General features: G+C 61.0%; 12 protein-coding genes. 5 read left to right on the top strand and 7 right to left on the bottom strand.

Annotation, left to right across the window (positions count from 1 at the left end):
• Positions 1-60: 60 nt before the first annotated feature.
• Together ABIT12_RS14140 and rpmB are read right to left on the bottom strand one after the other, a co-directional pair.
• Positions 61-711 carry a VUT family protein gene (locus ABIT12_RS14140; protein WP_348042611.1) on the bottom strand — a complete coding sequence of 217 codons (651 nt, stop codon included), beginning with the start codon at positions 709-711 and terminating at the stop codon, positions 61-63.
• Between the two features lie 261 nt (positions 712-972).
• Positions 973-1,257, bottom strand: a complete 285-nt coding sequence (gene rpmB / locus ABIT12_RS14135) for a 50S ribosomal protein L28 (RefSeq protein WP_348042610.1) — start codon at positions 1,255-1,257, stop codon at positions 973-975.
• 292 nt (positions 1,258-1,549) lie between these two features.
• On the opposite strand from rpmB, the gene ABIT12_RS14130 reads away from it, so the two are divergent.
• The 5 genes from ABIT12_RS14130 (at position 1,550) to ABIT12_RS14110 (ending at position 8,448) form a co-directional block, all read left to right on the top strand.
• A complete protein-coding gene (locus tag ABIT12_RS14130; RefSeq protein ID WP_348042609.1) occupies positions 1,550-2,284 on the top strand; it encodes a DUF3108 domain-containing protein in 735 nt (244 codons plus the stop codon).
• Between the two features lie 1,078 nt (positions 2,285-3,362).
• The gene (locus tag ABIT12_RS14125; protein WP_348042608.1) at positions 3,363-6,449 is read left to right on the top strand and encodes a helicase-related protein; all 3,087 of its coding nucleotides are present in this window, start codon (positions 3,363-3,365) and stop codon (positions 6,447-6,449) included.
• The gene (locus ABIT12_RS14120; protein WP_348042607.1) at positions 6,446-6,841 is read left to right on the top strand and encodes an RNA-binding S4 domain-containing protein; all 396 of its coding nucleotides are present in this window, start codon (positions 6,446-6,448) and stop codon (positions 6,839-6,841) included. The genes ABIT12_RS14125 and ABIT12_RS14120 overlap by 4 nt, the downstream gene beginning before the upstream one ends.
• 317 nt (positions 6,842-7,158) lie before the next feature.
• Complete coding sequence (fdxA, locus tag ABIT12_RS14115) at positions 7,159-7,497, top strand: ferredoxin FdxA (RefSeq protein WP_348042606.1); 339 nt, start codon at positions 7,159-7,161, stop codon at positions 7,495-7,497.
• Between the two features lie 390 nt (positions 7,498-7,887).
• Positions 7,888-8,448: a CarD family transcriptional regulator gene (locus ABIT12_RS14110; protein WP_348042605.1), complete on the top strand. Its 561-nt coding sequence runs from the start codon at positions 7,888-7,890 to the stop codon at positions 8,446-8,448.
• Between the two features lie 256 nt (positions 8,449-8,704).
• Here ABIT12_RS14110 and ABIT12_RS14105 read toward each other — a convergent pair whose 3' ends face one another.
• From ABIT12_RS14105 to ABIT12_RS14085, 5 genes are read right to left on the bottom strand one after another with little or no spacing between them, the layout of a single operon-like run.
• On the bottom strand, positions 8,705-9,130 hold the full coding sequence (locus ABIT12_RS14105; protein ID WP_348042604.1) for an EVE domain-containing protein: 426 nt from the start codon (positions 9,128-9,130) through the stop codon (positions 8,705-8,707).
• Between the two features lies 1 nt (position 9,131).
• Positions 9,132-9,497, bottom strand: coding sequence for a VOC family protein (locus ABIT12_RS14100; protein ID WP_348042603.1), 366 nt, complete (start codon positions 9,495-9,497; stop codon positions 9,132-9,134).
• A gap of 60 nt (positions 9,498-9,557) precedes the next feature.
• Positions 9,558-10,250 carry a YafY family protein gene (locus tag ABIT12_RS14095; RefSeq protein ID WP_348042644.1) on the bottom strand — a complete coding sequence of 231 codons (693 nt, stop codon included), beginning with the start codon at positions 10,248-10,250 and terminating at the stop codon, positions 9,558-9,560.
• Positions 10,251-10,273: 23 nt separating this feature from the next.
• Positions 10,274-11,746 carry a M48 family metalloprotease gene (locus ABIT12_RS14090; protein WP_348042602.1) on the bottom strand — a complete coding sequence of 491 codons (1,473 nt, stop codon included), beginning with the start codon at positions 11,744-11,746 and terminating at the stop codon, positions 10,274-10,276.
• Positions 11,743-12,552: a thermonuclease family protein gene (locus ABIT12_RS14085; protein ID WP_348042601.1), complete on the bottom strand. Its 810-nt coding sequence runs from the start codon at positions 12,550-12,552 to the stop codon at positions 11,743-11,745. The genes ABIT12_RS14090 and ABIT12_RS14085 overlap by 4 nt, the downstream gene beginning before the upstream one ends.
• Positions 12,553-12,826 lie beyond the last annotated feature (274 nt).

Below are 12,826 nucleotides of genomic sequence, written 5' to 3'. Positions count from 1 at the left end.
TTTTCTGCTGAACGCAGAAAATCTGTCCCTCTCCCGCAAGGGGAGAGGGTAGGAAGAAAGTCAGGCCGCAACCGCCGCGCGCTGCGCCAGCGAACCCATCAGCAACCGATAGGGCACCAGCAGCAGCAAAGCGCAGAGCAGCTTGACGCTGAAATCGCCGGAGGCCAACGAGGTCCAGAGCGGCACCTCGCCACCAATACCAAGCCAGGGTGCCGGGAACCCCAGCGAGCCATCGGCATGACCGGTGATCGCATCAATTCCGGCAAACACCGGCGCAAAGGCCAGCGAGAAAAAGATCAGCGTATCGAGCGCCGAACCGATCAGCGAGCCAACCAGCGGCGGCAGATACCAGCGCCAGGTGCGCAGGCGCTGAAACACCGAAATGTCGAGCAACTGGCCAACCAGGAACGCCATACCCGAAGCAAAGGCGATCCGTGGCGTCGACAGATAGGCCGAGATGCCCAGCGCAATCACGAAGCCGACCAGCACGACGATCCGTGCCACCTGCGGCCCCTGCTGGCGATTGGTGAGATCCGAGACCAAGAAGGCGAATGGGTAAGTAAAGGCGCCCCAGGTCAGCAGGTCAGCCAGATTGATCGGGCCAAGCTGGGCCTGGACCGGAAATTGCACGAGAAAATTGGAGGCCGTGACCACAACGATCATGGCAAGCACGGCCGCGCCAAAGCGGGCCGTCATCAGGCGAGCAAGCATCAGAATGCACCTCAGTTACGCTGACCGGCATCAGACCGGGGCGGTTGTATTGTTCTTCATGTGATGCCGACCTGCAAGCCGCCATTTCCTCCGCTTCCGGTGCTCCCGTACCTTTGGGTACGCTCCGCTCCGGTTCTCGGAAACAACGCCTTTCGGTCCGGCCTGACATGAAGCCCAACACAACCGTGCCAACAACATGCCAGAAACAAATCCGCGCGATCCCTGGGGACCGCGCGGATCAATTCAGTTCAAAAAATTCGCTTAGGCGGCGAGGGCCGCGCGAATTTCCTTCTTCAGGCCCTGGGCCAGCGTGCTCATGTCGGCATCATCCTGCTTGAGCAGGAAAGCGTCGAGGCCGCCACGGTGTTCCACGGTGCGCAGCGCATTAGCGCAGATCCGCAACTTGACCGAGCGGTTCAGCGCGTCCGAGATGAGAGTTACATTCAAAAGGTTCGGCAAGAACCGACGACGGGTGCGGTTGAGCGCGTGGCTCACATTGTTCCCGGTCATAACGCCCTTGCCGGTCAATTCACAACGCCGTGCCATGGTCTAAATCCTCTTTGCATAAACGGGCCATTTGCGGGGATCGAGCCCCGCATTGGGCCAGTCGTGTCCTGAAATCTGCGCGGTAAATAGACAAAACCCCCGCTCCCGTCAAGCTCAAGCGCGCCTCAAACGGCCGCGAGCGCCTTGCATGGGCCGGTTTGTCACGGCACTTTTGTCCCAATCGTGATTCGCTTGGGCCACGAATGCCCTTTGTGCTGAAAGTTCCCGTCCCGTGATGCTTGCCCGCTCCCTTCGCGCTTTAGGCCTTGCTGCTGTTATTTCGGTGTCCAGCGTGGCCTTGGCCGCCGCTGCAGATGTCGATGCAACGGCCAAATATGTGGTCACCCTGGGCGGCCTCAACGTTGCCAATATTTCGGTGGAACTCAAGGACGACGGCCAGAAATTCGGGCTCGACCTCAAGGCCAACGTCGCCGGCCTCGCCAATATGGTGGCCAGCGGCAGCGCCACTGTCAGCGCCAGCGGCCGTTCGACCAGCTCGACACTGCGCCCGGAAGAGTTCGATCTGATGACTCACGCCAATGGCGAGGATTTCAGCGTCGACGTGTCCTATGCGGGTGGCGATGTTTCGGCGTTCAAGGTCGATCCGCCGCTGGTGGACAACTACAATCGCGTGCCGATCGAACGCCGTCACCTGACCGATGTCACCGATATGCTGTCATCCTTCGTGTTCAAGGGCGGCAAGCTGGACAAGACCCTATGCCAGCACAAGATGCAGATCTTTACCGGTGTCGAGCGCTTCAATATCGGCCTGACCTATACCAGCGCCGACGAGGCCACTTCCCCGCGCACCGGCTATCAAGGGCCGGTAATCCTTTGTAATATCAAGTACACTCCGGTTTCCGGACATTTTACGACCTCGGAAATGACCACCTATCTGGCCGATAGCGACCGCATCCTGATCTGGTATGCCCCGCTCGGCGAAACTGGCTATTTCATCCCCTATCGGCTGCTGCTGACCACCAGCGTCGGCGATCTGTCGATGGTGCTGACCCAGATGCAGCCCTGATTTTTTTGGTCTGCAGAATTTATGGTTTACCAATCGTTGCCGAAAAACCTGTCCCGCCATGGGACGGTCAATGGGGTTTTTCCTCAATTTAGCGGCGCAGGATCCCTGCAAATGCAGGGACCACATCTCAAGCCATAAAATTGTTTGCCTGTGGGCGGCTTTACGGCGCGTTCATAAACGGCCGATTCGGTAGTCGAAATCACCAATATGAACGCATTTTTAACGAGTATGAACGGCTTCCCGATGCGATCGGGCGGGGCAGGCCATGTGCCTCGCGCACTAGTGGCAATGGCGACGCCAACCCACCAGCAGCAGTGGTGAACAAAGCCGCATTCACCCCCCGCGCTCGATTCGATCCGTGTTCGTTCCGGCTTTGGGCCAATGGTTAACGCGGCGTGGGAAATGCACGGAACATCGTGCCGGAATGGGGAAGTGGGTCGATGGATAGTGGCTTCCCACACCGCCTCCCAACCTCCCCCATCAAGCGGGAAGTGCCGGGCTGGTGGGTTCGACAAGGTTTTTGCCGCCAACGGGAAGCGCCACCATGCTCTTACGGGGTAGGTTGATGAGGAGGCGGACTGGCCCGGACCATCGTTTGGTGCGTGGCACCTCTGCGCCCAGTCAGAAAATTATGGTTAATCAAGCCTTTACAAAATCTCTGTGCCATTCTGGGGCGGTCAATCACTATTTCCTCAATTTAGCGCGCTCTGGCCGCCGCCGCCCGGAACAAAAGGCGTCAATCGCCAATAAATCTTTGCCTGCCAGCAGTTTACCTTCGGGTAACGAAGCGCGTTTGCAGCGTCCGAAGCGGGGTAATTTAAGGGTTTGGTAACCGAGTTGAATGGCCTTGCTCGTCCAGCGCGGCTTTCGCGGTCAAACTCAGGTGTCCTATGGCGTGTTCCAAGGCCACCCCACTACCGGCAGTAGTGAACAAAGCCAGATTCAGCCCGCCACGCCGATTCGATCTGATTTTGTTCGCTGTTCGTTTCATTGGTGAATTGCATCTTCAATTGAGCGTGCTAACTGTCCTGTCGCGGGACACTCGTATCCTGCCCCGGAACGCCCTACATAGGCGGCGATGAGTTTTAGTTCTTTCGGATCGCTCAAGGCGATTCTCGGCCCCACCAATACCGGCAAGACCTATTTTGCCATCGACCGCATGCTGGCGCACTCAACCGGCATGATCGGCCTGCCGCTGCGCCTGCTGGCGCGCGAGGTCTATCAGCGGGTAGTGGAGCGGGTCGGGGTGCAGGCGGTGGCGCTGATCACCGGCGAAGAACGGATCATCCCCGCCAAGCCGCGCTACTGGGTGTGTACCGTGGAATCGATGCCCACCGACATTCCGGTGGAATGCGTCGCCATCGACGAAATCCAGACCGCCGTGGATTTTGACCGCGGCCATGTGTTCACCAACCGCATCCTGCATGCACGAGGTCTCAGCGAAACCCTGTTGCTGGGCGCCGCCACGATGGCGCCGGTGATCCGCAAGCTGCTGCCCAATGCAGATATCATCGACCGGCCACGCTTTTCCGAACTGACCTATGCCGGCAGTCGCAAGATTTCCCGGCAACCCACGCGATCTGCCATTGTCGCGTTTTCGGCGGCGCAGGTTTACGCCATCGCCGAACTGATCCGCCGCGAACGCGGTGGCGCTGCGGTGGTGATGGGGGCGCTGAGCCCGCGCACCCGCAATGCCCAAGTCGAGCTCTATCAAAACGGCGACGTGGATTTTCTGGTGGCCACCGACGCCATCGGCATGGGTCTCAACCTTGATATCCACCACATTGCCTTTGCCGACGACACCAAGTTCGATGGCCACCAAAGCCGCCCGCTGACCCCGGCTGAACTGGGCCAGATCGCCGGGCGCGCCGGGCGCCACAGCCGCAACGGCACCTTTGGCGTCACCGGAGGAACCCCCGAGTTCGACGAAGAAATGATCGTGGCGCTCGAAAGCCACGACTTCGACCCCATAAAAGTGCTGCAATGGCGCAACAATGAGCTGGATTTTTCCTCGCTGATTGCCTTGCGCGATAGCCTCGAAAAGCCGCCCGAACACCGTAATTTGACGCGCGTACCGGTCGCCACCGACCAGCACGCCATGGAGTTCCTGGCCCGCAACGAGGCCGGAAAACTGGCGATTGGCCGCAAAAACGTGCAGCTTTTGTGGGAATGTTGCCAGACGCCGGACTATCGCGGCATCTCGCCGGCGGCCCATGGCGAGATCATCACCCGGGTCTATACCGATTTGCGCAAGCATGGCGTCGTCAACGCCGACTGGATTGCCGAGCAGGTGCGGTTCTGCGACAATAGCTCAGGTGATATTGATACCCTGTCGAACCGCATCAAGCAGATACGGACCTGGACATTTATCGCTAACCGTAAAAACTGGCTTGAAGACCCGTCCCATTGGCGCGAAAAGACCCGTGACATAGAAGACCGGCTGAGCGACGCCCTGCATGAGCGTCTGACCCAGCGGTTCGTCGATCGCCGCACCAGCGTGCTGCTCCGTCACCTGAAAGACAAACGTATGGCATCTCCTGAGATCAATGAACGTGGCGAAGTCCGGCTGGAAGGCCATCTCATCGGCACTCTCGAAGGCTTCCGCTTCACGCTGGCCCGCAACGATGGCGACGTCGATGTGAAAGGCCTGCGCACCGCTGCCGACCATGTGGTGGCGCCGGAAATTCACAACCGGGCCGACCGGCTGGCCGGGGCGCCGAACGAGGAATTCGTTCTGGCGACCGATGGCAAGCTGCGCTGGCGCGGCGATGTGGTGGCCGAACTGCTCGAAGGCGACGTGTTGCTGCGGCCGCGCATCCTGATGCTGGCCGATGAATCGCTGACCGGCACCGATCTGGATCGTGTGCAGGACCGGCTGAACCTGTGGCTGCGCCACCACATCAACACCGTGCTCGAACCCATCGTGACCCTGGCCGAACCAGCCGATCTCGACGGCGTCGCCCGCGGCATCGCCTATCAGTTGTCCGAACACCTTGGCTTGTTGCCCCGCGCTGCGGTCGGCGACGAGGTCAAGAACCTCGATCAGGACGTGCGCGGCAAGATGCGCAAGCATGGCATCAAGTTCGGCGCCTACCACATCTATCTGCCGCTGATGCTCAAGCCCGCGCCGCGCGAACTGGCGATCATCCTGTTTGCGCTCAAAAATGGCGGCATCCGCCAGCCCGGCGTCACCGACCTGCCCCATATCGTGCTCTCGGGGCGCACCTCGTTCACCACCGATCCCGAAGTGGCGCAGAACCTTTATGAAGTCGCCGGCTTCAAGGTGGCCGGCAAGCGCGCTGTGCGCGTCGATATCCTCGAACGCCTGGCCGATATCATCCGCCCGCTGATCGCGCTCGATCCAAAACGCCATGACGGCGCACTGCCTGCTGGCGCCGCCGATGGCAATGGCTTCAAGGTGACGGTCGAAATGACCTCGCTGCTTGGCTGTGCCGGCGAAGACTTCGCCTCGATCCTGACCTCGCTGGGCTATCGCCTGCGCCGCACGCCAAAGGTTGTCGCCGCGCCGGCACCCGCCGCCGAGGCCAGCGCCGAAGCACCGGCTCTGGAAGAAACCCTGACGGAAAATCCGTCGGCGGTTGAACCCGCTCCCGTGGCAGAACTCGACGCCGTGCCGGTTGAAGCCGTCACACCGGAACTCGATATTCCGGCCACCACGATCATCGAGGCCGCACCGGTGGAAATGGCTGCCGCTGCACCATCAGCCGACGCCACCGCCGCTGAGCCAGAATTTGACGAAATCTGGTCCCCCGGCGGTCGCCGCGATCATCATACGCCCAACAAGCGCCATGCCGCACCGCGCCGTCCTGAAGGGGAAACCCAGCAGAGCCGCCGTCGCCCCGAAGGCGAAGTGCAACAGGTGCGCACCCGCCCCGCCGCGGAAAAGCCGGCGCCCAAGCCGGTCAATCGCCGGCCGGAAGGCGAAGTGCAGGACCTGACCAAGGCCGCGCACCTTAATGGCAAGGCACGCTTTGAAAATCGCGCCAAGGCCGACAGCCGGACCGATGGCCGCCCGCCGCGTTCGGACAAGCCGCGCCACGATGCGCCCAAGTTCGAAATGCCCAAGCAGCCCGAACGCAAGGGCTTCGATCCCGATAGCCCATTTGCTAAACTGGCCGCCTTGCGCAACGCCAAGTCGGAATGAGCGGCAGCGCGAAAGAACGGCTCGACAAGTTCCTGTTCTTCTCGCGGGCCATCAAATCGCGCACCCTGGCGCAAAAGCTCATCGAAACTGGCGTGGTGCGCGTCAACGGCGAGCGCACCACGGCCACCGACCACAAGGTCGGCAGCGGCGATGTGCTGACCATGACCATCCATGAACGGATCGTGGTCTGGAAGATCGTCTCGCCCGGCACCAGACGCGGCCCGGCCACCGAAGCCGCCACGCTTTACCAAGACCTGTCCCCGCCGCCGCTCCCCCGCGAAGAACGCTCGGCGTTCGATATGGCGATTGGCAAGCGCGACGCTGGCGCCGGCCGCCCGACCAAGAAGGAACGGCGGGAAACCGATGGCTTGCGCGATGATCGGGACGATTAGGCGGCCGCTGGGTTCTGCATATCACCGGTCTCAAATTAGGGGAGGAGAAGCGGGACGGGCAGGCAACGTACAACCTCAACCACGCTCGAGGTCAAGCGCCAATCCCGTCGCTCTATAGATGACTAGTAAACTCATGTTTTCTGCGGGTTTGTGGCAGCCAACGTCATTTCGCCGCGCCTCGAAAAACAGCAATCTCGTGCCCGCCCGAACCCTTGCAGTGCCCGGGAAAAGAGTTTAGCACCGGACCGTTACCGCACGCCCCGGCGTCGGTGGCTACAATCGACTTTGCCAGAATTGCCCGCAGGATCGCCCGCCAGATGACTTATATCGTCACCGACAATTGCATTAAGTGCAAATACACGGATTGCGTCGAGGTATGCCCCGTCGATTGCTTCTACGAAGGCGAGAACATGCTCGTCATCCATCCGGACGAATGCATCGATTGCGGCGTGTGCGAACCTGAATGCCCGGCCGAGGCGATCAAGCCCGATACCGAAAGCGGTCTCGACAAGTGGCTCGAGATCAACACCAAGTTCGCCAATATCTGGCCGAACCTGAGCGAACGCCGCGATGCCCCGACCGACGCCAAGCAATTTGACGGCGAGACCGAAAAATTCGAGAAATATTTCTCGGAAGCTCCGGGCGAGGGCGACTGAGGTTTTCCACAAGCCCGCGGTGGCTTTTTCGGCGAACAGCCAGGGATTCCGGGCGTCTGCGGATTTCCACCTCATAAAACCGGACCGGTATCGGTTTTGTGGGTTCCGTTTACGGACAACTACCGGTTGATTCGCAGCTTTTGATTTTGCTGAATTTTTGTGCTATGGTCTGTCTACATGCAGCCAAGCCCGTCTTTCGCCATGTGCCATTCGGCACTCTTTTTTTGACAGGATCATCATATTTGATGCGCAGCGCGCCGGGAAAGCGGACCCGGACGGCTGTGAACTTGACTGCGCGCTGCTTTGTGAGCGGCGCAATCTGAAGAGTACGGAATGGACGGTCTGACCCGCGCAGAACTGTCCATCGGGGCGTCAACAAGGAGTTTCCGAATGGTAATCAAGAAGACACAGCAGCGGCTTGGGTTCAAAACCGGCGAGTTCGTGGTCTACCCGGCGCACGGCGTCGGCGTGATCGTCTCGATCGAAGAACAAGAAGTTGCCGGGTTGGTCCTTGAGTTGTTCGTCATCAGCTTCGAACAGGATAAGCTGACCCTGCGCGTTCCCGTCGCCAAGATCAAGTCTGTCGGCATGCGTCACCTTGCCGAAGAAGATCTGGTGAACCAGGCCCTGACCACCGTTACCGGCCGCGCCCGCGTCAAGCGGACCATGTGGTCGCGTCGCGCCCAGGAATATGAAGCCAAGATCAATTCGGGCGACCTGATCGCCATCTCCGAAGTCGTGCGCGATCTGTATCGCTCCGAAGAGCAGCCCGAGCAGTCCTATTCGGAACGCCAGCTGTTCGAGCAGGCGATGGACCGCATGAGCCGCGAAATCGGCGCCGTCAACAAGCTGACGCTGACCGAAGCCGTGCAGCTGATCGAAAAGAACCTCGCCAAGTCGCCCAAACGCACCAAGTCGGATGCGTCGGACGCCGAGGAAGCCGCAGCTTAGTTTTGTGGATTTGAATTGATGAAGGCCGGGGGTGACCCCGGCCTTTTTTGTTTGTTGCCAAAGCCCATCAGTCGTCCCCCCACCCCTTGAGGGAGAGGGGCAGTAATTTCTTCGTCCAGAAGAAATTACTGGGTGAGCGGTTCTATCCTCCCTACCCGAAGCAAGAAGGGACCCCTCATCCGCCCTTCGGGCACCTTCTCCCTCAAGGGGAGAAGGGAGGCAGAGGCGGGGCGAGGGGTGACGACCGAGAGCCCTGCTAAGGCTTCGCCCCCATAGCAGCGCCGATCACGGCAAAATCCGCAGCGGAAATCTCCACCAGTCCAAACCGGAACTTGCCGCCCCAGTGTTGCAGGCCACGGGTCAGCTCCAGCTGTTCGAGCAGCCCCCGGATTGACACCTCCTGCGTGTCGCCAGCCCAATCCACATCGCGGCGATTGGGCTGGAAATCGGCGCCCATATTGCCGGCATAGATTTCCCCGGGACGCACCACGCCAATCGCGGTGAACGCCTGCAACCCATCGCTTTTGCCGTATTCGGTGCTGGGCGAGTAATACACAATCCCGTCGCCCGGATGCAGGCGCTTGAGCGGGGCGGATTTACCGTGGCCGAGCTGCATGAAACCCCCGGCCCGGCCGCCTCGGACATGATCCGCCGAGGCGACACCAATCCAGTATCTGGTCATTTTAGCCCTCTGACGGGTGGAACACGCGCAGACGTTGACCATCGGGATCGACGGCGACGAAAGTATGCCCGAAATCCAGATCGACAGGACTTTGCAGCATCAGCACACCGCGCGCCGTCCAATCGGCAAAGCGCTCGTCGACCGCTGCATCGCTGTCCTGCTGCACAACGAGTTCAGCGCCGCCTGCCCGTGCAGTGCCATCCGGCTTGACGTCGTCGCGCTGCCAGAGGCCGAGCTTGGAGCCGCCATCGAGCACGAATAGCGCAAAGCCGGGCGACGCTTCGACTGCCTCGCGCTCGAACAGCTTGGCATAAAACGCAGCACTTTTGAGCGGGTCTGCGACATAGAGAATGGTGTAAAGGAACATGAGTGATCTCCTTGTTGTTGAGATCACCCTAGCGCGACACACTGTCAGTTTTTGGCAGCATCATTCCTGCGGACGAACGTTTTCCTGCTCGCGCCATTGCTTGAGCAAAACCTGTCGGCGCTTGGGATAACGCAGTTCGGTCAGCTGCAGCGCGCTCATTCGATCCAGCCGGAAGTGCCGGAACCCCTGCCGCAATTCGCACCAGGCCAGCAGCACCTGCACCTGATCAAAGAACCCCAGCGCGAACGGCCAGACCAGGCGCGATGTGCCCTGCCCGGTCGCGTCGGCGTAGGTGATGGAAACCTTGTGCTCGGCGCGGATCGCGTCACGCAGCGCCGCCACATCGACGCCCGATGGCGCCAGTGGCGAGCGCGCACCAACCAGCAGGCTTGAGCTTTCCAGATCCTCGCGCAATTCCGGGGGCAGCACGGCGGCGATCTTGGCGATCGCATCGCGCGCCGCCAGCCCCAGCCGATCATCGGCCCGTCGTGCCACCCAGCGCGAGCCGAGCACCAAGGCCTCGATCTCGTCCTCGGAAAACATCAGCGGCGGCAGCATGAAGCCCGGCTTGAGCACGTAGCCGACGCCCGGCTCGCCCTCGATCTGGGCACCCTGCGCCTGCAGGGTGGCAATGTCGCGATACAGCGTACGGATGGAAATGCCGGTCTGTTCGGCCAACACCTTGCCGCTGACCGGCCGGCGATGCCGACGCAGCGCCTGCAACAGTTCAAACAGGCGCTCGGAGCGGGACAGTTCACACCTCCGGGCGCAGGCTTTTATTGCAGCGTCACGATCTTGTATTTCTGCCCGGCTTCCAGCGGATCGCCAGGCAGCAGATCATTGATGATGTAGAACAGATCGTCGCCACGGGTCAGCCCGGCCATCTGCTTGGACAGGGCAGCGGCGCTATCGCCGGCTCTGGCCGTCACCACCTTGATCGCCACCTTGCGGATTTGCCCGAGGTCAGCCGCATCGGCGCGGCGGAAGCTCTTGAGGGTCGCCTGAGCGCCAGCGGCAAAGCGGGCGCTATCAGCCTTGGCGGCAAAGATGAAGCGATAAACGTCGCCATCAAAGCGCATCACCGAAACGCGGAAGAACCACTGTTCGGTCTGCGCCACGCCCGACGCCATTTCGATGCCGTTATAGCTGTCGGCGGTGACGGTTTCCGGCTTCAAGCCGGCAATCCAGCCCGATTTCAGATAGTCGCTCAAAGCCACGGTCGGCGGCACATCGGCGCTGTCGAAGCGCACCGCTTCGCCGTCACCCGCCACGCCAACCACGGCGCTCTGCGAGTTCTGCAGGGTATAGCCCTGCGGCACGCTGAAGGTGAACTTGTTGGCGGTATTGATGAACTTGCGACCAATGATCGAGCCCTGTGCTGGACTGTCACCAAAGGTCAGGCCCGCAACGGCGGCCATATAGCCCGGACGATCGGTTTCCCCGACACCGGGCGGACCGAACAGGCTGGTCGCCACGGCGATAGCTTTCTGGATGCGGTCAGGCGTCGACGGGTGCGAGGACAGGAAATCATCGCCGGTCTTGTCGCCCACCGAGAATTTGGCAAAGCGGCCCATGACGCCCAGGAAGCGCGCCGCGGCGTGCGGATCATAACCGGCCTTGCCGGCGATCTTGATGCCTTCGCGGTCAGCTTCCAGTTCCTGGCCCTGGCTGAACGCCGCCAGCGACTTGGCCCGATTGGCCCCTTCAGTGGCCGCATCCTGCCCCAGCACGCCACTGATGACACGTTCGACGATTTCGGTGGTGCGGGTGCGGTCGGTGCGCGCCCTGGCATGGCGCAAAATGATATGGGCCATTTCGTGCGCCAGCACGGCGGCAATTTCGCTCTTGTCGGAAGCCAGCGCCAGAATGCCGCGCGTCACATAGATATAGCCGCCGGGCAGCGCAAAGGCGTTGACCTCGGCGCTATCGAGAATGGTGATGGTGAACTGGGTATTGGGCTGGTTGGCCGCCGACATCAACCGGCCCACGATCTGGGCGATCATGATTTCCGCGGTGCGATCCGAATAGATGCCGCCATAGGCGGCGACGATGCGTGGATGCTCGCGCCGGCCAATCACCACGTCTTCGGGCTCGCCGCTTTGCGGCGCCACGGTGGGCGCAGGATTATCGCCAAGCGACGACACCGACACGTTGCTGCCGGTAAAGCTGCTGCACGCGCTCAGCGCCACCAGCGACAAAGCCAGTGCGCTCTTGGCGAGCAGGGTCTTGGTGGCCTGGAACATAATCATCGTGTGGCCAGAACCTCGATCTGTTCGGGATGGGTCACTGCGATGCGCGGACCATCCCGGTCGTCCACCCATCCCCTGATCCGTACCAATGCCCCCTCAAGCAGCAGCGGATCGCGTTTGGCTTCGGCAAACAGCTTGAGTGCCGAGGCGTCAATTACAGCGGTAAAGTCGTCTTTCCAGGACCGGCCAAAATTGAGATAGACGCGCCCGCTGGCCTCATCGGCCACCAGCACGCGTCCCTCGACCAGTTCGTAATGACCAACCCGGGCCAGAATCTCGCCTGGACGTTCCGCCGCGCGAAGGCTGTAATACGGGTCAGCCCAGATGCCAAGGCCCGCCGCGCGTGCCTGGCCCTCGGCACGGTAAAGTTCATCAAGACATTGGCGGTTGTCAGGGAAGGAATAAACCCGCGCCAGACCCTGCGCCACCATGGCCTGCTGCACCCAGATTTCATCATCACCAGCGGTGACGAACATCTGCGCCAGCGCCCGCTGGTAACGATCGATGGACTGGCCGCCATAGGCCAGGCGCACCGGCTTGTTCAAAGCCAGTTGTTCCAGCGCCGCCCTGGCCGCTTCGGCCTTGGGCCAGGTTTCAAAATTGTCGCGTCCCAGCGGCAGTTTAGGCGCTTGCGTGCCCACCAGCCGCACCACCAACCCGCTCTGGAGCACCACCGTATCGCCATCGGTGACCTGCATCACCACGCCGGTCGGCCCCGGTTGCAGCGTGTCACACCCCAGCGCGCCCATGGCAATGGACGACACGGCAGCGAACATGGCTGCGCCGGCAAGGGTGGACTTGAACAAATCGGGCCTCGGAAAAGACTTTGTTCACCATGCACCCGAATACGGCAAAAAATCCTTACCATGCCGAAAGGTCCGAAGATTTTCCGGGGCATTGGCGTTCCGGCAACAGTTGAGGGCTGGTTCCGACGCGTCACAACGCTCGATCCAGTCCCCTCCCCCATCAAGGGGAACTGTTTACCTACGATCCTTTTTGGATTCTTGTGCTGTGCAAGTGATTTGCTCAGGAGGATGGGATGGATTGTCCCCGGTGTGGTGGTGCGCATCTGATCAGGCG

Origin of the sequence: Devosia sp. (genome assembly GCF_039927955.1) — a bacterium.
Lineage (GTDB): Bacteria > Pseudomonadota > Alphaproteobacteria > Rhizobiales > Devosiaceae > Devosia.
The sequence above is the reverse complement of the archived record's forward strand: the minus strand, read 5'-3'. Positions and strand labels throughout refer to the sequence as shown.